The organism is Streptomyces sp. NPDC046977 (genome assembly GCF_040644455.1).
Classification (GTDB): domain Bacteria; phylum Actinomycetota; class Actinomycetes; order Streptomycetales; family Streptomycetaceae; genus Actinacidiphila.
The window spans coordinates 221,719-240,329 of sequence record NZ_JBEYWO010000003.1 but is presented as its reverse complement, the minus strand read 5'-3'; the positions used below and the strand labels follow the sequence as shown (position 1 = coordinate 240,329).

Annotated in this window: 15 protein-coding genes; 9 read left to right on the top strand and 6 right to left on the bottom strand. The window is 74.4% G+C overall.

Features of this window, described 5'->3' with window-relative positions:
• Nucleotides 1-138: 138 nt before the first annotated feature.
• A complete protein-coding gene (locus ABZ883_RS06165; protein WP_360902282.1) occupies nucleotides 139-957 on the bottom strand; it encodes an alpha/beta fold hydrolase in 819 nt (272 codons plus the stop codon).
• 241 nt (nucleotides 958-1,198) lie between these two features.
• Here ABZ883_RS06165 and ABZ883_RS06160 point away from each other — a divergent pair, with 241 nt between their 5' ends.
• A complete protein-coding gene (locus ABZ883_RS06160; protein WP_360902279.1) occupies nucleotides 1,199-1,612 on the top strand; it encodes a cobalamin B12-binding domain-containing protein in 414 nt (137 codons plus the stop codon).
• Between the two features lie 44 nt (nucleotides 1,613-1,656).
• Here the strand turns inward: ABZ883_RS06160 and ABZ883_RS06155 are convergent, their stop codons facing one another.
• Nucleotides 1,657-3,204 carry a DUF5691 domain-containing protein gene (locus tag ABZ883_RS06155; protein ID WP_360902276.1) on the bottom strand — a complete coding sequence of 516 codons (1,548 nt, stop codon included), beginning with the start codon at nucleotides 3,202-3,204 and terminating at the stop codon, nucleotides 1,657-1,659.
• A 55-nt stretch (nucleotides 3,205-3,259) separates the two neighbouring features.
• A complete protein-coding gene (locus ABZ883_RS06150; protein WP_360902946.1) occupies nucleotides 3,260-4,609 on the bottom strand; it encodes an SWIM zinc finger family protein in 1,350 nt (449 codons plus the stop codon).
• Between the two features lie 187 nt (nucleotides 4,610-4,796).
• On the opposite strand from ABZ883_RS06150, the gene ABZ883_RS06145 reads away from it, so the two are divergent.
• The 5 genes from ABZ883_RS06145 (at nucleotide 4,797) to sucD (ending at nucleotide 11,752) form a co-directional block, all read left to right on the top strand.
• Nucleotides 4,797-5,885 (top strand): AAA family ATPase, encoded by a 1,089-nt coding sequence (locus tag ABZ883_RS06145; protein ID WP_360902273.1) that lies wholly within the window; start codon nucleotides 4,797-4,799, stop codon nucleotides 5,883-5,885.
• Nucleotides 5,882-8,182, top strand: a complete 2,301-nt coding sequence (locus ABZ883_RS06140; RefSeq protein WP_360902270.1) for a DUF5682 family protein — start codon at nucleotides 5,882-5,884, stop codon at nucleotides 8,180-8,182. The genes ABZ883_RS06145 and ABZ883_RS06140 overlap by 4 nt, the downstream gene beginning before the upstream one ends.
• A complete protein-coding gene (locus ABZ883_RS06135; RefSeq protein ID WP_360902267.1) occupies nucleotides 8,179-9,390 on the top strand; it encodes a VWA domain-containing protein in 1,212 nt (403 codons plus the stop codon). Before ABZ883_RS06140 ends, ABZ883_RS06135 begins: the two co-directional genes overlap by 4 nt.
• A 283-nt stretch (nucleotides 9,391-9,673) precedes the next feature.
• A complete protein-coding gene (gene sucC / locus ABZ883_RS06130) occupies nucleotides 9,674-10,849 on the top strand; it encodes an ADP-forming succinate--CoA ligase subunit beta (protein WP_360902264.1) in 1,176 nt (391 codons plus the stop codon).
• 18 nt (nucleotides 10,850-10,867) lie between these two features.
• The gene (gene sucD / locus ABZ883_RS06125) at nucleotides 10,868-11,752 is read left to right on the top strand and encodes a succinate--CoA ligase subunit alpha (RefSeq protein WP_360902261.1); all 885 of its coding nucleotides are present in this window, start codon (nucleotides 10,868-10,870) and stop codon (nucleotides 11,750-11,752) included.
• An 89-nt stretch (nucleotides 11,753-11,841) separates the two neighbouring features.
• Here the strand turns inward: sucD and ABZ883_RS06120 are convergent, their stop codons facing one another.
• On the bottom strand, nucleotides 11,842-12,849 hold the full coding sequence (locus ABZ883_RS06120; protein ID WP_360902258.1) for a hypothetical protein: 1,008 nt from the start codon (nucleotides 12,847-12,849) through the stop codon (nucleotides 11,842-11,844).
• Between the two features lie 94 nt (nucleotides 12,850-12,943).
• Here ABZ883_RS06120 and ABZ883_RS06115 point away from each other — a divergent pair, with 94 nt between their 5' ends.
• Nucleotides 12,944-14,431: a DUF6350 family protein gene (locus tag ABZ883_RS06115; RefSeq protein ID WP_360902255.1), complete on the top strand. Its 1,488-nt coding sequence runs from the start codon at nucleotides 12,944-12,946 to the stop codon at nucleotides 14,429-14,431.
• Between the two features lie 412 nt (nucleotides 14,432-14,843).
• Here ABZ883_RS06115 and ABZ883_RS06110 read toward each other — a convergent pair whose 3' ends face one another.
• Nucleotides 14,844-15,557: a hypothetical protein gene (locus ABZ883_RS06110; protein ID WP_360902252.1), complete on the bottom strand. Its 714-nt coding sequence runs from the start codon at nucleotides 15,555-15,557 to the stop codon at nucleotides 14,844-14,846.
• A 213-nt stretch (nucleotides 15,558-15,770) separates the two neighbouring features.
• Between ABZ883_RS06110 and purN the strand changes: the two genes are divergently transcribed.
• Together purN and purH are read left to right on the top strand one after the other, a co-directional pair.
• Nucleotides 15,771-16,385 carry a phosphoribosylglycinamide formyltransferase gene (gene purN / locus ABZ883_RS06105; protein WP_360902249.1) on the top strand — a complete coding sequence of 205 codons (615 nt, stop codon included), beginning with the start codon at nucleotides 15,771-15,773 and terminating at the stop codon, nucleotides 16,383-16,385.
• Nucleotides 16,382-17,935: a bifunctional phosphoribosylaminoimidazolecarboxamide formyltransferase/IMP cyclohydrolase gene (gene purH, locus ABZ883_RS06100; RefSeq protein WP_360902246.1), complete on the top strand. Its 1,554-nt coding sequence runs from the start codon at nucleotides 16,382-16,384 to the stop codon at nucleotides 17,933-17,935. Before purN ends, purH begins: the two co-directional genes overlap by 4 nt.
• Nucleotides 17,936-18,009: 74 nt before the next feature.
• Here the strand turns inward: purH and ABZ883_RS06095 are convergent, their stop codons facing one another.
• Nucleotides 18,010-18,579 (bottom strand): hypothetical protein, encoded by a 570-nt coding sequence (locus ABZ883_RS06095; RefSeq protein WP_360902243.1) that lies wholly within the window; start codon nucleotides 18,577-18,579, stop codon nucleotides 18,010-18,012.
• Between the last annotated feature and the right edge of the window lie 32 nt (nucleotides 18,580-18,611).

Genomic DNA, 18,611 nt, shown 5'->3' with positions numbered 1-18,611 from the left:
TTCTCTTTCGCCTCGGCAGCAGGAGAATTAGCGGCGACTGTATCCCCCTGCGGCCGACGGCGACAATCTTCGGCAGGATTACGGCATCGTCCATGCCTTGTGTTCGATGGCCTTTCGATGCTTATGGGGGCAGGACCGTCACGCGGCGTCGACGGCGCCGGACGCCAGTTCCTCCCCGAGCAGCGCCTGCCGGATCCCTGCCGCGATGGCCGCGTGCACCGGCATGGTCAGATGACCGACGCCCGCGACGTGCACATTGCGGGCGATGAGATCGGGATGGTCCAGGCGGGCCGCCTCGACCGGGCTCATCATCTCGTCCCAGTCGCTCCAGAACGCCACGAAACGGGTACGGCAGCCCGCCGCCGGTTCGGCCAGTTCCTCTATCAGGTCGGAGTTGGGCCGCATCTGCCGGACGATGGGGTGCGGGTTGAGCAGCGGCGCGGCACGGGTGCCGGAGTGCGGCGTGCCGAGGGTGATCACGGTGCGGACCCGGCTGTCGCCGCCCAGGCGCTGCGCGTAGTAGCGCGCGATGAGTCCGCCGAGGCTGTGGCCCACGATGTCCACCTGGCTGTGGCCGGTCTGCTCGCAGATCTGCTCCACGTGACGGCCGAGCAGCGCGGCGGCGGTGCGGATGTCGCAGGTCAAGGGGGAGTAGTTCACCGCCTGCACATGCGGCCAGCCGTGCCGGCGCAGCGACCGGCGGAGCATGGCGAACACCGAACGGTTGTCCACGAAGCCGTGCAGCAGCAGCACCGGCGGGTGGCTGCGGCCGGCCGTGGGGATGCGCGTCGGTTCCTCCGGCTCGCCGGCCGGGAGCTCCGGCCCGCGTTCCTGGAAGATGCCGGTCGGGTACAGGAAAACGTGACCGGTCAGGATGGCGATCTCGATCGCCGCGGCTCGTACGTAGGCCGCCTGACGCACCAGGCGGTCTCCGACACCGAAAGACAGGACGCCCATGGCCTACCTCCCGTGCGGCACACGGAGACGGCTCTGTCCCCCGTGCGCCGAGAACGCGAAAGCCCGCGTCGCCTCACTGACCGAGGCGACCACGGGCCGAACGCGTTTCTAACGTGAACGTGTCCCAATGGGTAATTTCCCCCTCGAGGGCCTTCGCGAAACTGTCCGGTCGGGGGATGCTGGCGATAACGTTCGTTCACAGAAGTGCCCGCTGAGCGCAGCAATCGTGTTGGAGGCAGTGATGGGAGTGTCCGGTCCGATCCGGGTCGTGGTGGCCAAGCCGGGACTCGACGGCCACGACCGCGGGGCCAAGGTCATCGCCCGCGCGCTGCGCGACGCCGGTATGGAGGTCATCTACACCGGCCTGCACCAGACGCCCGAACAGATCGTCGACACCGCGATCCAGGAGGACGCCGACGCGATCGGGCTGTCGATCCTGTCCGGCGCCCACATGACGCTGTTCGCCAAGGTGCTGGAGCTGCTCAAGGAGCGCGACGCGAGCGACATCAAGGTCTTCGGCGGCGGCATCATCCCCGAGGACGACATGGCGCCGCTGCGCGAACTGGGCGTCGCCGCGATCTTCACCCCCGGTGCGACGACCTCCGAGGTCGTGGACTGGGTCAACGCCAACATCCGGCAGCCCGCCGAAGCCTGATCGCGGCCCGGGCCGCGGGAGCCGCCGGCTCCCGCGGCCGCTCCTCAGGCCAGCTCCTCGCTCATCGTCGCGCGCAGCCGCAGAGTGCCCACCAGGCGCTGGAAGGCCTCGGCCCAGTAGGCGCCCGCGCCCGGTGAGGTGTCGGCCGACTCGGCGGGCACCGCGGTGAGCGGGGTCGCGCGATCGGCCTCGGCCGGGTCCAGGCAGCGCTCCGCGAGGCCCATGACCCCGCTGAAGCTCCACGGGTAGCTGCCCGCGTCCCGGGCGATGTCCAGCGCGTCCACGACCGCCCGCCCCAGGGGCTCGGCCCAGGGAACGGCGCACACCGCGAGCATCTGGAACGCCTCCGACAGGCCGTGCGCGGCGATGAACCGCGCCACCCATGCGGCCCGCTCGCCGGCCGGGAGCACCGCCAGCAGCTTCGCCGGGTCGCCCACCGGGGCGACCGCCGTCGCCGTGGTCGGTATCGGCCCGAGCAGCGCCCGGGCCCAGTCCTCGTCGCGCTGGCGGACCGCCGCCCGGCACCAGGCCGCCTGCAGGTCGCCCTGCCAGTCGTCGGCGACCGGCAGCGCGATGATCTCCTGCGGTGTGCGGCCGCCGAACCGCTGCGGCCAGGTCGCGAGCGGCGCCGCGTCCACCACTTGGCCGAACCACCACGACCGCTCGCCCCGCCCGGCCGGGGGTATCGCCACCACCCCGTCGCGCTCCATTGCCGCGTCGCACTCGTACGGCGCCTCCACCACGATCCGGCTGTCCCCGGCGTCCCAGGACACGCAGGTCCGGGCCCTGGCCGCCATCCGACCGGCCAGTGCGGAGCCGGGCAGGGCGGAGAGCAGCTCGGAGGCGGTCGCCCGCACATTGCGGCTGCGGTCGGAGAGCGCCTGTTCCAGGAAGGGCTCGTCGGCCGGCGACAGGCCCTCGCGCAGCGAGTCCAGGAACATCAGGCGGTCCTCGGCCCGCTCACCGCCCCACCCGGCACGCAGCAGTTCCAGCGCGCCCCGGGGGTCGCGGGACCGCAGGCGCGTCAGCAGCGCGACCCGTTCGGCGAACAGGCCCTCCTCCCACAGTTGCCGCACCGCCGGGTCGTCCGCCCCGTTCCCGGCGTCCGGTGCGGCGCCGGAGGCGCCCGCCCGCAGCGCGAAACGCCAGTCCGCGTTCAGCTCCGCCAGCCACAGTCCGCGCGGGCCCGCGAGAGCGAGCGCGTCCGGTCTCAGGTCGGTGCGGGCGCGTGCGGCGTCGAGCAGCGCGGGCAGCATCTCCGGCGGGGCGGCGTAACCGCGTGCGGTGGCCTCGCCGAGCCACTGCGGCAGCAGCTCGGCGAGGTTGGGAGCGGCGCCCCGGCGACCGCCGCTCCCGCCCGACCGATCGGCCAGCAGCAGCGCGAGCCGGCGTCGCGCGGCGGCCGGCAGGGCGGGGCGCGGATCGTCCGGGGCCGCGGCCGGCCGCTTCCCCGCGGCGGCCGGCCGCAGCCCCGCACGACGCCGCAGGACGGCGACCGCGGCGGCGTCGAGCAGTTCGGTGGGCGTCCCGCCCTTGCGTTCGGTGCCCATCAGGGCGGTCCCGACCAGATCGGCCCAGGTCGCCGTCTCCATGCGTCCCCCTTCGGTGTCGTTCGCGTCCGTCCTCGGTGCTGTCGTCGGCCGCGGCCTACGCCACGAGGGCGACCGCTTCCGTCCCGGCCCCGCCCCAGACCGTGTACGGCCGGAAGCCGCGGTGTCCCAGCTCGCCGAAGACCGTCACGGGCCGGCCCCCCGAGACCGCCGCCAGGCGCCACAGCCCCCCGGCGCCGGTGCCGCCCCCCGCGGTCACCGGCACCGCGTCCGCCCCCGCCGCGTCGGCGAGCTGCCAGCCCGTGTCGCCCGGCACCGGCACGACCTGGTCGAGGACCGAGGGCCAGGCGTCCAGCCACGGGTCGTCCGCCAGGGCCTGCCCGTACGCCGCCAGTGCGGCGCCGACCGGCAGCCCGGGCGGCACGGGCGCCGGACCGGGCGCGGCGTGCCGGGTGCCGAGCACGGCCCGCAGCGGCCGCGCGCCCGGGTGGTACGCCAGCTCGGCGTCGACTCCGAGCCCGACCGGGAGGGCGAGCTCGGGCGCCCGGCCGCCCGCGCCGAAGGACAGCAGCAGCGCGGGCCGCCCGGTGTCCCGGCCGTGCAGCCATATGCGCCGGGTGGTCAGCCGGTCGTCGGCGGAGTCCTGCTGGGCCAGCACCAGCCAGTGGTCCCGCACTGTGGTCCCGGCGAGCAGTTCCGCCGAGTCCACCGTGAATCCCACCCGGCCGCGCACTGTCGCGGCCAAGGGCCCGGGAAGCCGGTCGTGCCCCAGCAGGCCCTGGGTCAGCAGATGCAGCAGGGCGGTCTCCTCCAGCAGCCGTGACGGCCAGTCGCCCCCCGCGACGGCCACCGCACCCAGTTCGCGCACCCGCGAGGCGAGCCCGGGCGCCTGGGCGTCGACCATGCGGGCCGCAGTCTCCTCCCACCGCTGGTAGCCCTCGCGGTCGGCGCCGGCCAGCCCTCCGAGCAGCAGGTCCGTCAGCCGCCGCTCCAGCTCGGCCGCCCCGGTGGCGACCCGGCGCGCCCGCTGTACGGCCCGCTTGCGCGCCGCCTCGGGGTCCCCGCCGCCGGCGGGGGCGGCCTTGCGTTCCTCACGCGCGCGCCGCGCGTCGAGCCATTCGGTGACCCAGTCGGGCCGGCCGCCCCCGTGTGCGGCCGGCCCGACCTCGCCCCCGGACCACAGCAGCAGCAGTCCGATGGCGTGCTTGCAGGGGAACTTGCGGCTGGGGCAGCTGCACTTCGCCGCGGGCCCGGCGGTGTCCACCACCGTCTGGTACGGCTTGCTGCCGCTGCCCGCGCACAGCCCCCACACCGCCGTGTCCGACGTCCCCGTGCCCGACCAGCGCGCGGCCGCCGCCAGACCCGTCCCGGCCTTCCGCGACGACGCGTCGGGCGCGAGGGCCAGGACCTGGTCGGCGGTCCACCGCTCGGGTCGCTGCTTGTCCATCCCGTCCATGCCCAAGACGGTAGGTGCGGGCACTGACAATCGCTTCTGACCTGGTGTCATGTGCGTGCGGACGCCGATTGTCAGTGGGCTCGTGCAGGGTGGGAACCGCGGACGGCGCAGGGGGCCTGACGGATCGTCCGCTCCACTCCGACGTGCCCAGAACCGTGCCCAGAACAGGGGGAGAAGCATGTCCGCGGACACCGCACTCCGGCCGCATGCCGAAGACGCGTTCGCCCATGAGCTCAAGGCTCTCGCGGCGGCCGACGACCGGCCGCGCCCGGCCCGCTGGAACCTGTCGCCGTGGGCGGTCGCGCTGTACCTGCTGGGCGGCGAGCTTCCCGACGGCACCGTCATCACACCCAAGTACGTGGGCCCGCGCCGCATCGTCGAGGTCGCGGTCAGCACCCTCGCCACGGACCGGGCCCTGCTGCTGCTCGGGGTGCCGGGCACGGCCAAGACCTGGGTCTCGGAGCATCTGGCGGCCGCCGTCAGCGGCGACTCCACCCTCCTCGTGCAGGGCACCGCCGGCACACCCGAGGAGGCCATCCGCTACGGGTGGAACTACGCGCAGTTGCTCACCCACGGCCCGACCCGGGAGGCGCTCGTGCCCGGCCCGGTCATGCGGGCGATGGCCGAGGGCCGCATCGCCCGCGTCGAGGAGCTGACCCGCATCCCCGCGGACGTGCAGGACAGCCTCATCACGATCCTGTCCGAGAAGACGCTGCCGATACCGGAGCTGGGCGCCGAGACCCAGGCGGTGCGCGGCTTCAACCTCATCGCCACCGCCAACGACCGCGACCGCGGGGTCAACGACCTGTCCAGCGCGCTGCGCAGGCGTTTCAACACCGTCGTTCTGCCGCTGCCGGCGACCGTGGAGGAGGAGGTCGACATCGTCAGCCGCCGGGTCGGGCAGCTGGGCCGGTCGCTGGAGCTGCCGTCCCTGCCCGCGGGCGCGGACGAGATCCGGCGGGTCGTCACCGTCTTCCGCGAGCTGCGCGGCGGGGTCACCGCCGACGGCCGGACGAAGGTCAAGTCCCCCTCGGGCACGCTCTCCACGGCCGAGGCCATCTCGGTGGTCACCAACGGGCTCGCGCTCGCGGCGCACTTCGGCGACGGCGTGCTGCGCGCCGGGGACGTGGCGGCGGGGATCCTCGGCGCGGTGGTCCGCGACCCGGCGGCCGACCGCGTGGTGTGGCGGGAGTACCTGGAGACGGTGGTCCGGGAGCGGGAGGGCTGGAAGGACTTCTACCGCGCCTGCCGCGAGGTGACGCCGTGACGGACGGGCCCGCGCTGCTCGGGGTGCGGCACCACGGGCCGGGGTCGGCCCGCGGGGTCCGCGCGGCGCTCGACCGGTACGCGCCGCAGATCGTGCTGATCGAGGGGCCGCCGGAGGCGGACGCTGTGGTGGGGCTGGCCGCGGAGCCGGGCATGCGGCCGCCGGTCGCCCTGCTGGCGCATGTCGTCGACGAGCCGTCGCGGGCCGGGTTCTGGCCGTTCGCCGACTTCTCCCCGGAGTGGGAAGCGATCCGCTGGGCGGCCGCGCAGGGGGTGCCGGTCCGCTTCATCGACCTGCCGGCAGCGCATTCGCTGCTGATGCGGGAGCCCGTTGAAGGGGGAGAAGAAGGGGACGGCGGGTCCGGGGGTGCCCGCGTGCGGATCGATCCGCTGGCCGTGCTCGCGCGGACCGCCGGTTACGACGACCCCGAGCGGTGGTGGGAGGACGCCGTGGAGCACCGGGGGAGCCACGACGGGGAAGCGGGCTGTGCCGGCGACGCGGATGATCCGCTCGCGGCGTTCGCAGCGGTCGCCGAGGCCATGGGGGCGCTGCGCGCGGAGTACGGGGACGGGGGGCATTCGCACGACGCCGTACGGGAGGCGCACATGCGGCTGCGGATCCGCGACGCCCGCCGCGAGCACGAGCGCGTGGCGGTGGTCTGCGGTGCCTGGCACGTGCCCGCGCTCGCGGCCACGGCCGGTGTGACCGCCGACCGGGCCCTGCTCAAGGGCCTGCCGAAGGCCAAGGTCGAGATCACCTGGGTGCCCTGGACCCACCGGCGGCTGTCCCGGGCCGGCGGGTACGGGGCCGGGATCGACTCGCCCGGCTGGTACCGCCATCTCTTCACCGCACCGGACCGGCCCGTCGCGCGATGGATGACCAAGGTCGCCGGACTGCTGCGGGAGGAGGACCTGCCGGTCTCCTCCGCGCATGTCATCGAGGCGGTGCGGCTCGCCGGCGCGCTCGCCGCGATGCGCGGCCGCCCGCTGGCGGGCCTCGGGGAGACCACCGACGCGATCCGGGCGGTGATGTGCGACGGGTCCGACGTGCCGATGGAACTCATCCGGGACCGCCTGGTGGTCGGGGACGAGCTGGGCCAGGTCCCCGAGGGCGCGCCGGCGGTGCCGCTCGCCCGCGACCTGGCGCGCGAGCAGCGCAGGCTGCGACTGAAGCCGGAGGCCCTGGAGAAGGAGGTGGAGCTCGACCTTCGCAAGGAGACCGACGCCGGCCGCAGCCGCCTGCTGCACCGGTTGCGGCTGCTCGGCATCGGATGGGGCGAGCCCGCCCGGTCCCGCGCCGGCACCGGCACCTTCCGTGAGACCTGGCGGCTGCGCTGGGAGCCCGAGCTGGCGGTGCGGGTCGCCGAGGCGGGGGTGTGGGGGACCACCGTGGCGTCGGCCGCCACCGCCAGGGCGGAGGACGAGGCGGTGCGGGCGACCGCGCTCTCCGAGGTCACCGGCCTCGCCGAGCGCTGCCTGCTGGCGGAGCTGCCGGACGCGCTGCCGGTCGTGATGCGGGTGCTCGCCGACCGCGCCGCGCTCGACGCCGATGTCGGCCATCTCGCGCAGGCGCTGCCCGCGCTGGTGCGGTCCGTCCGCTACGGCGACGTCCGGGGCACGGACGCGGCCGCGCTGCGCGAGGTCGCCGAAGGGCTGGCGGAGCGGATATGCGTCGGCCTCCCGCCCGCGTGCGCCGGGCTGGACGCCGAGGGGGCGGCCGAGATGCGGGGCCATGTCCAGGGTGTGCAGCAGGCGGTGGTCCTGCTGGCCGACGAGGGGCTGCGCACGCGCTGGGCGGGGGTCCTGCGGACCCTGGCGGTGCGCGACCGGGGGATGCCGGGGCTGCTGCGGGGCACCGCCGCCCGCCTGCTGCTGGACGACGGCCGGCTGGCGGCCGGGGAGGTGGCCCGCCTGATGGGTCTGGCGCTGTCGGCCGGGACACCGCCGCAGGAGGCGGCCGCCTGGACGGAGGGCTTCCTCGCCGGGGGCGGCATGCTGCTCGTCCACGACGCGCGGCTGCTCGCCCTGGTCGACGCGTGGCTGTCGGGGGTTCCGGCCGCCGCCTTCGACGACGTACTGCCGCTGCTGCGGCGCACGTTCGGCGAGTTCGACGCGGGGGTGCGGCGCACGGTGGGGGAGCTGGTGCGGCGCGGCCCCGCGGGCGGCTCGCCCGAGGCGGCGGCGGAGGGCGCGCCGGGCTTCGCCGCCGGGCTGGACGAGGCCCGGGCGGACGCGGTGCTGGCGACCGTCCGGCTGCTGCTGGGACACGACCGGACGACAGGGGGAGCGGCGACATGAACGGGGCTGTGAGCGGCGGTGCGAACGGCGACCTGGGCGCGGGCACCGGCATCGACGGCGAGGAGCGGCTGCGCCGCTGGCGGCTGGTGCTGGGCGGGGGCCCCGCCGACGGCACCGGCCGGGCGCTCACCGGCCGCGACGCCGCGATGGACCGGACGCTGGAGGCGCTGTACGGGTCCGGCCCGCGCGCCGAGGGCGGGACACCGGCGCGGGGCGGGCCGCGCTCGGCCGGGCTGGGCGGTTCCGCCCCGCAGGTCGCGCGGTGGCTGGGCGACATCCGCGGCTACTTCCCGAGCAGTGTCGTCCAGGTGATGCAGCGCGACGCCATCGACCGGCTCGGCCTGTCCGCGCTGCTGCTGGAACCGGAGATGCTGGAGGCGGTCGAGGCCGACGTGCACCTGGTCGGCACGCTGCTGTCACTCAGCAAGGCGATGCCCGAGACGACCAAGGAGACCGCCCGGGCCGTGGTCCGCAAGGTCGTGGAGGACCTGGAGAAGCGCCTGGCCTCCCGCACCCGCGCCACCCTCACCGGGGCGCTGGACCGCTCGGCGCGGGTCAACCGCCCGCGCCACCGCGACATCGACTGGGACCGCACCATCCGCGCCAATCTCCGGCACTACCTGCCCGAGCACGGCACGGTGGTGCCGGAGCGGCTGATCGGCCACGCCCGCGCCGCCCAGGCGGTGAAGAAGGACGTCGTCCTCTGCATCGACCAGTCCGGGTCGATGGCCGCCTCGGTCGTCCACGCCTCCGTCTTCGGCGCGGTCCTCGCCTCGATGCGCAGCATCGACACCAAGCTGGTCGTCTTCGACACCGCCGTGGTCGACCTCACCGAGCAGCTGGACGATCCCGTCGACGTCCTCTTCGGCGTCCAGCTGGGCGGGGGCACCGACATCAACCGGGCCCTGGCCTACTGCCAGTCGCTCATCACCCGTCCGGCGGACACGGTCGTGGTGCTCATCAGCGACCTCTACGAGGGCGGCATACGGGACGAGATGCTCAAGCGGGTCGCGGCGATGAAGGCCTCCGGCGTCCGGTTCGTCGCTCTGCTCGCGCTGTCCGACGAGGGCGCGCCCTCCTACGACCGGGAGCACGCCGCGGCGCTGGCGTCGCTCGGCGCCCCCGCGTTCGCCTGCACGCCCGACCTGTTCCCGGAGGTCATGGCGGCGGCGATCGAGAGGCGGCCGCTGCCCGTCCCGGAGGAGTAAAGGGGGTAAGGCCTTACCCTCGCCGCCCGGATCACCCGGAAGGATCAACCGCGCCGTCGTCACGGGCGCCGTCTGTGACTGTTCTCACCGCTCGTCCATGAGCTGGGATTTAGTCGCGCCGCCCGCGCGGCGCTAACCTGCGAGACGGACATGCCGCGTGCTCGGCCGACGTGTGCGCCCCCCGTACGACCGTACGCATGGATCGTTACGAAGACGTCAGCGACGACCGCCCCCGGCACGCTCACGCCAACAACGAACCCGCGATTACCAAGGACGGACGCGCGTGGACCTGTTCGAGTACCAGGCGAGGGACCTCTTCGCCAAGCACGGTGTACCGGTGCTGGCCGGTGAAGTCATCGACACGCCTGAGGCGGCGCGCGAGGTCGCGGAGCGGCTCGGTGGCAAGGCTGTCGTCAAGGCACAGGTGAAGACCGGTGGCCGTGGCAAGGCCGGCGGCGTGAAGGTGGCGTCGGACCCCGAGGACGCGGTGGCCAAGGCCGGCCAGATCCTCGGCATGGACATCAAGGGCCACACGGTCCACAAGGTGATGCTGGCGGAGCTGGCGCCGGAGATCGCCTCCGAGTACTACGTCTCCTTCCTGCTGGACCGTGCCAACCGCACCTTCCTGGCGATGGCCTCGGTCGAGGGCGGCATGGAGATCGAGGAGGTCGCGGCGACCAAGCCCGAGGCCCTCGCGAAGATCGCCGTGGACGCCAACGAGGGCGTCACCCCGGAGAAGGCCCGCGAGATCGTCGAGGCGGCCGCCTTCCCGGCCGACGTCGCCGACCAGGTGGTCGAGATCCTGCAGACCCTGTGGAAGACCTTCATCGCCGAGGACGCGCTCCTCGTCGAGGTCAACCCGCTCGCCAAGGTCGCCGACGGCCGCGTCATCGCGCTCGACGGCAAGGTCTCCCTGGACGAGAACGCCGACTTCCGCCAGCCGGAGCACGAGGCGCTGGTGGACCACGCCTCCGCCAACCCGCTGGAGGCCGCGGCCAAGGCCAAGGGCCTGAACTACGTCAAGCTCGAGGGCGAGGTCGGCATCATCGGCAACGGCGCGGGTCTCGTCATGAGCACCCTGGACGTCGTCGCCTACGCCGGTGAGGGCCACGGCAACGTCAAGCCCGCCAACTTCCTCGACATCGGCGGTGGCGCCTCCGCCGAGGTCATGGCCAACGGTCTTGAGATCATCCTCGGCGACCCGGACGTCAAGTCCGTCTTCGTCAACGTCTTCGGTGGCATCACCGCCTGCGACGCGGTGGCCAACGGCATCGTCCAGGCCCTGGAGCTGCTCAAGTCCAAGGGCGAGGAGGTCACCAAGCCGCTCGTCGTCCGTCTGGACGGCAACAACGCGGAGCTGGGCCGGCAGATCCTCACGGACGCCGCCCACCCGCTGGTCGAGCAGGTCGACACCATGGACGGCGCCGCCGAGCGCGCCGCCGAGCTGGCTGCGAAGTAAGGGACAGGTCACCACATCATGGCTATCTTCCTGACCAAGGAAAGCAAGGTCATCGTCCAGGGGATGACCGGTTCCGAGGGCACCAAGCACACCCGGCGCATGCTCGCCTCGGGCACCAACATCGTCGGTGGCGTGAACCCGCGCAAGGCCGGCACGAGCGTCGACTTCGACGGCACCGAGGTGCCGGTCTTCGGCTCTGTCGCCGAGGCCATGGAGAAGACCGGTGCCGACGTCACCGTCATCTTCGTCCCGCCGAAGTTCGCCAAGGACGCGGTCGTCGAGGCCATCGACGCCGAGATCCCGCTGGCGGTCGTGATCACCGAGGGCATCGCCGTCCACGACACCGCCTCCTTCTGGGCGTACGCGGGCAGCAAGGGCAACAAGACCCGGATCATCGGCCCGAACTGCCCCGGTCTGATCACCCCCGGTCAGTCCAACGCGGGCATCATCCCGGCCGACATCAGCACCGCCGGCCGCATCGGCCTGGTGTCGAAGTCCGGCACGCTGACGTACCAGATGATGTACGAGCTCAGCGACATCGGCTTCTCCTCGGCCGTGGGCATCGGCGGTGACCCGATCATCGGCACCACCCACATCGACGCGCTGAAGGCGTTCCAGGACGACCCCGACACCGACCTGATCGTCATGATCGGCGAGATCGGCGGCGACGCCGAGGAGCGTGCCGCGGCCTTCATCGCCGAGCACGTCACCAAGCCGGTCGTCGGCTACGTCGCGGGCTTCACTGCGCCCGAGGGCAAGACCATGGGCCACGCCGGTGCCATCGTCTCCGGCTCCTCCGGCACCGCCCAGGCGAAGAAGGAGGCCCTCGAGGCCGCCGGCGTCAAGGTGGGCAAGACCCCGTCGGAGACGGCCCGCCTCGCGCGCGCCATCCTCCAGGGCTGAGTTCGCCCAGGCGTACGCCGTGAGTCAGCGGGCCCGCTCCCTTCGGGGGGCGGGCCCGCTGCCGTGTGCCGGTGCGCCCGGGGGCGGCGTCAGGGGGAGAAGCGGATGTCGATCAGCGGTGTCGACACCGAGAAGTGGTCGCTGAGCGGGCCGAAGACCAGACCGCCCGCGGTCAGCAGCACCAGGAGGACGGTGGCCGCGACCGAGCCGAAGGTCTGGTGCCGCAGCCGTTCCTCGCTCATCTCGCGCACCTGCTCCGCGGGGAACTCCGGCACGCGCGGCTCGTTCAGGAGGCCGGCGAGCCCCGCGACGGCCTCCTCGCCGAGCGCGTCGCGGGCCCGGATGATGCGCGCGGCCGTGGTCGGGGTGCTGGCCATGCTCTCGGCGGCGGTGTGCCGCAGGCCGAGCCCGAGGCCCTCGTGGAGCAGCACGGCGTGCCGGGCGCCGCGCGGCAGCCGCTGGAGGTCCCCGCGGGCGCGGCGCCGGGTGCGGTGCCAGGGCACGAACTGCTGCCAGGGGGCGAGCGCGTGCTCGAACGCCTGGGAGCGGAGCCAGCCGACGGGATCGGGGTCGGCCGCGACCTCGGGCCAGCGCTGCCAGGCCCGGTGGAAGGCGCGGTGGACGGAGTGCCGGCCCAGTTCCTCGTTGCCGGTGAGGACCTCGACCTGCCGGATCAGGGCGGGGGCCGCGTGCGCGTAGAGGCTGTCGAAGGCGGCTTCCGCGGCCTCGGCGAGGCGCAGTTCGGCTTCCTCGGCGGCCGCCTCGGCCTCCTTGGCCGCGGCCTTGGTCTCCTTCGCCGCCGCTTTCGCCGCTGCCTTGACCTGCTTCGCGGCCGCCCCGGACGTCCCGGCGGCGCCGGCCGCCGCGTCACCGGGCTGCTCCGGAGGCGCGGCCCGGTCCTGCTCCTCGGGCCGCGCGGCGGCTGGGGGAGCCTCCGCGCGGGGCGCACGGGGCGGCCCCGCGGCGCCGGCGGCCGCTTCGGGAGGGCCGGCGGCGGGCGGAGCCGACGGGGCGGTCCGCGGGGTCGCCGCGGGCTGCGGGTGGGGCCGCCGCTTCTTGGCGGTCCGTGCCGTCTTCGTCAGGTGGGTGCGGGTCATGCGATCGACCACTCGGATCGTGTGAAGATACGCATACCGCCATGTTCTGCGACACGACGGACATTCGCATGCTGCGACGGTAAAAGGGGTCTTCTTGGCAGCATGGGGTGCCGTGACCGCCGCCCGCGCTGTGAGACTCGTCTTCCGCCGTGTCCGGGCCGCGCACGAGGCCCTGCTGACTGCGGAGTCCGTGCCCGCCTTCACCGGCGGCGTGCTGGCCGCCGGACTGGGGCTCGGCGGCTTCGCCGTGCTGGTGCTGTTCCTCTGGATCACCTCCCCGTTCCCCGACAGCGGGCTGTACGGGGCCCTGCACATCGCCGCCGACTGCTGGCTGCTGGCGCACGGCGCGGACCTGGTGCGGGTGGAGACGGTCTCCGGCGTCCCCGCGCCCGTCGGGGTCACGCCGCTGCTCCTGGCGGTCTTCCCCGTCTGGCTGCTGTACCGCGCCGGTGCCGACGCCGCCGCCCCCGCGTCGACCGACCGGGCGGCGGCGTCCGCCGTGGCGTGGCTGATCGGCGGATATGTCGCGGTGGCCGCGGGCGCGGCCATCTTCACCTCGTACGGGCCGGTGCGGAGCGACGCCCTCAGCGCCGGGCTCCACGTCCCCCTGGTCGCCGCCCTGGCGGCGGCGGCCGGCGCGTGGGCCGAACGGGGGAGGCCGCACATCCCCCTTCCGGCGGCGTTCCACCGGGTGACGGACCGGGTGCCGGCGGGGGAGATCGGGCCGGTGACGCGCTCGGCGGCGGCCGGGGTGGCGGTGCTGCTGGCCGGTGGCGCTGCCCTCACGGCGGTCGCGCTGGTCCTGCATCCCGGGGCCACCGGGGCGTCGTTCAGCCGGCTCAGCGAGGCGCTGTCCGGGCGGCTGGCCGTGCTCGCCCTGTCGGTCGCGCTGATCCCGAACGCGGCGGTGTGGGGCGCGGCCTACGCCCTCGGGCCGGGGTTCGCCCTGGGCACGGAGGCGGTCGTCCGGCCCGCCGGCGCGGTCGGCGATCCCGTGCTGCCCGACTTCCCGCTCCTTGCGGCGCTGCCGCACGCCGGGCCGGGCACGGTGCTGACCTGGCTCGCACTGCTGGTGCCGGCCGTGGCGGGGGTGGCCGCGGGCTGGTTCGCTGTCGATCGCGAAGCCTCCGCGGGCCTGGGCCGCACGGCGGCCCGCGCGGCGCTCGGCGGCACGGCCTGCGGCGTGGCCCTCGGCCTGCTCACGGAGCTCGCCGCGGGCCCCCTCGGCTCCGGCGCGCTCGCCGACTTCGGCCCGTCACGCTGGCTCGCCGCGGCCGCGGCCGCCGGCTGGACCGTCGTCATCGGCGTCCCCACCGCCCTCGTGGTGCGCTGGCTCCGCCGCTTCCGCGTGTCCCGTGCGGCCTACGAGGACACCTACGACGAGTGGGCCGACGACGCGGACGCCGCCGAGGGCGCCGAGGACTGGTTCGAGGACGCGGACGCCGAGGGCGCCGAGGACTGGGACGCGGAGGCAGACCTCGACGAGGACGACGACGCCGCCGACGACGACAAGGCCGGGCCCGATGTGGAACCCCGCGCGGGCGACGGCCGCAAGCAGTCCACGGCCACGGACCCCGTCTGACCGCCGCGAACGCCGGGTCGGCATGTCGCGGGTGCAGGAGTCGCGGGCCGCTGACGGTGACGAGAGCGGGTCCGATGCGGAATCCCGTGCCGGCGGCGGCCGGAAGGAGTCCGCGGCCACGGATCCCGTCTGACCCGGCTCGCGCGTACGCCGGGTCCGTGGCGTCGTGGACGGCGCGGGCCCGGCGGGCGGGATGGACTTCAGGCCTTGCGTAGCCAGACGGGCGGGGCCGGCAGGTCGCGGGTGCAGGGGGCGCGGGCCGCTGACGGTGACGAGAGCGGGTCCGATGCGGAATCCCGTGCCGGCGGCGGCCGGAAGGAGTCCGCGGCCACGGATCCCGTCTGACCCGGCTCGCGCGAACGCCGGGTCCGCGGCGTCGTGGACGGCGCGGGCCCGGCGGGCGGGGTGGACGTCAGGCCTTGCGCAGCCAGACCGGCGGGGCCGGCACGTCGCGGGCGCAGGAGTCGCGGGCCGACTGGGTGAGGGCGTCGCCGACGCAGGAGTAGTAGTCGCGGTAGGCGAACTCGCTGCTGAGCAGGCCGCCGACGAGGCCGACCGCGAGGGCGCCCATGACGATGCCGCCGATGGCCGCGGGGCGCTGGGGCTTGGCGTTGGGGTCGGCCGGCGGGGGCGGCGGCTGCGCGGGGCCGTCGGCCAGCAGGGCGGCGGCCTCGGCGCGGGCCTTGGCGCGTTCCTCGGGCTTCATGCGGAGCGCGTTGACGCCCCAGTAGAGGGCGAGTCCGCCGAGCAGCAGGGCGAGATACGTCCAGCCCAGCAGCAGGGCGAAGAACAGCCCCCACATGCCGGACAGCAGGGCGTAGCGGGCACGCCGCTGCGCCGGGTCGGTCGGGTCGAACCGCGGCCCGTTCGGGCGCCCGCCGCCGTAGCCGCCGTCCCCGCCGGGGCGGTCGCCGAGACCGCCGCCGCGCCCCGGCTGCCGGTCGCTCCACTGGCTGCCCCAGGGGGGTGGCGGGGGTGGCGTGGGCCGCTGGTCGGAGTCCTGCTCGTCCGAGGGCTGCTGCGGCCTGCGCGGCTGCCACGGCTGGTCGGGAGCGTTCTCCGGCGGCGGAGCGAACGGATTGTCCTGCTCATGGCCGCGGCCACTGCTCATGGTTGCCTGGGTCATCCCCTTGCCGTCGACTCCTCGAGTTGTCGGACGCGTCGCTACGCCGTTCTCTCCCCAGACGCTACCGTCCGGGCGCTCCCCCGTCCCGTGGGGGGCCGTCGGGTGTGCCGGTATCGTTGCTGACGGTCGACGGGCTCGTAGGGTTCCCCGTAATCGGGAGGATCTTCGAGTCGTACGATCCTCCAAAGCGCCGGACCCGAGAGTTGACCCGCAGTGGCCGCAGTCTTCCCGCCCCTTTCCCGCCCCGCCCGCCTCGTCGTGCTCGTCTCCGGTTCGGGCACGAACCTCCAGGCGCTGCTGGACGCGGGGGCCCACGTCGTCGCCGTGGGCGCGGACCGCTCCGGCATCGCGGGACTGGAGCGCGCGGAGCGCGCCGGGGTGCCGACGTTCGTGTGCCGGGTGAAGGACCACGGCGACCGGGAGGCCTGGGACGCCGCGCTGGCCGCGCAGGTCGCGGCGTACGAGCCCGACCTGGTCGTCTCGGCGGGCTTCATGAAGATCGTGGGCAAGGAGTTCCTGGCCCGGTTCGGCGGCCGCGTCGTCAACACCCATCCGGCGCTGCTGCCGAGTTTCCCGGGCGCGCACGGGGTGCGCGACGCCCTCGCGTACGGCGCGAAGGTCACCGGCTGCACCGTCCACTTCGTCGACGACGGCGTCGACACCGGCCCGATCATCGCCCAGGGCGTGGTCGAGGTGCGGGAGGACGACACGGAGGAAGCTCTCCACGAGCGCATCAAGGAAGTCGAGCGAAGGCTGCTCGTCGACGTCGTGGGGCGGTTGTCCCGCGACGGGTATCGCATTGAGGGACGAAAGGTTCTGTTGCCGTGAGTACCAAGCGGGAGATCCGGCGCGCGCTGGTCAGCGTCTACGACAAGACCGGTCTGGAGGAGCTGGCCCGCGGCCTGCACGAGGCGGGCGTCCAGCTCGTCTCCACCGGCTCGACGGCCGGGCGGATCGCCGCCGCCGGGGTGCCGGTGACGAAGGTGGAGGAGCTGACCGGCTTCCCCGAGTGCCTGGACGGCCGGGTGAAGACCCTGCACCCGAAGGTGCACGCGGGCATCCTCGCCGACCTGCGGCTGGAGGACCACCGCCGGCAGCTGGAGGAGCTGGGCGTCGAGCCCTTCGACCTGGTCGTGGTCAATCTCTACCCCTTCCGCGAGACCGTCGCGTCCGGCGCCTCGGACGACGAGTGCGTGGAGCAGATCGACATCGGCGGCCCGTCGATGGTGCGTGCCGCCGCCAAGAACCACCCGTCCGTGGCGGTCGTGACCAGCCCCGAGCGGTACGCGGACGTGCTGGCCGCCGTCCGTGGGGGCGGGTTCGACCTGCCCACCCGCAAGCGCCTTGCCGCCGAGGCCTTCCAGCACACCGCCGCCTACGATGTCGCGGTCGCGGGCTGGTTCGCGGAGTCCTACGCGCCGGCCGACGAGAGCCCCTTCCCGGACTTCTTCGGCGCCACCTACGAGCGCAAGAACGTGCTGCGCTACGGCGAGAACCCGCACCAGGCCGCGGCCCTCTACACCGACGGCGGCCCCGGACTCGCCAACGCCGAGCAGCTGCACGGCAAGGAGATGTCGTACAACAACTACGTGGACACCGAGGCCGCGCGCCGGGCGGCGTACGACCACGGCGAGCCCTGTGTCGCGATCATCAAGCACGCCAACCCGTGCGGCATCGCGGTCGGCGACGACGTCGCCGAGGCGCACCGCAAGGCGCACGCCTGCGACCCCCTGTCGGCGTTCGGCGGCGTCATCGCCGTCAACCGGCCGGTGACCGTGGCCATGGCCGAGCAGGTCGCCGAGATCTTCACCGAGGTCATCGTGGCGCCGGACTTCGAGGAGGGCGCGGTCGAGGTCCTCGCCCGCAAGAAGAACATCCGGGTGCTGCGCTGCCCCGAGGCGCCCGTCGCGGTGACGGAGTTCCGTCCGGTCGAGGGCGGCCTGCTGCTGCAGGAGAAGGACCGCCTCCAGGCCACCGGTGACGACCCGGCCACCTGGACGCTGGCGACCGGCGAGCCGCTGGCGGAGGAGGAGCTGGCCGACCTCGCCTTCGCGTGGCGGGCCTGCCGCGCGGTGAAGTCCAACGCCATCCTGCTGGCCAAGGACGGCGCGACGGTCGGGGTCGGCATGGGCCAGGTCAACCGTGTCGACTCCGCCCGGCTCGCCGTCCAGCGGGCCGGTGAGGAGCGCGCGGCCGGCTCCTACGCGGCGTCCGACGCCTTCTTCCCGTTCCCGGACGGCCTGGAGGTGCTGACCGGCGCGGGCGTCAAGGCCGTGGTGCAGCCGGGCGGTTCGGTGCGCGACGAGGCCGTCGTCGAGGCGGCGCGCCAGGCGGGCGTGACCATGTACCTCACCGGGACGCGGCACTTCTTCCACTGAGGCGGAACGCTCCCCCTGACGTACGAAGGCCCCCGCAGCTGCGGGGGCCTTCGGCGCTCGGGGGACTCAGGGGCTCAGTACTGCGGCCGCCTGAACCATGCCGCCGTGTCCGCCTTCGCGGCGGAGACGATCAGCACGATGCTCGGCACCAGCGGGACGACGGCCAGGAACGCGCCCGTGACCAGACTCGCCAGGCAGCCGAGCGCGCTCAGCGCGCCCAGGACGACGGACCCCGTGCGCACGCCGCTGCCGCCCCTCTTGTACTTCGCCGCCACGCCGATCGCCAGCAGGGCCAGCGCCAGGGCGAGCACCCCGCCGACCCACAGCAGGCCGCCGTACTTCGCGGCCAGCCCGGTGTCGTCCTCGATGTTCGCCAGCACGACCCCGACCAGCAGGACCAGCAGGCCGCAGAGGATCCACAGGCCGGCCAGCACATAGAGCATCGCCCGTGCCGTCCTCGCCGACGGCGGCATCGTCTGCGGAGCGCCCGGCAGCCCGGGGTGGCCGTACGGCGGCTGCGGCGGGCCCCACTGCTGGTACGGCTGCTGGGGGAAGCCGTAGGTGGGCCGGCCGCCCCACGGCTGCTGCTGCGGCGGCGTGGGCGGTCCGCTGTAGGGATTGCCGGGGCCGGGCGGATGGCTCACTGCTGATTCCTTCGCGCGGACGGGGCCTTGCT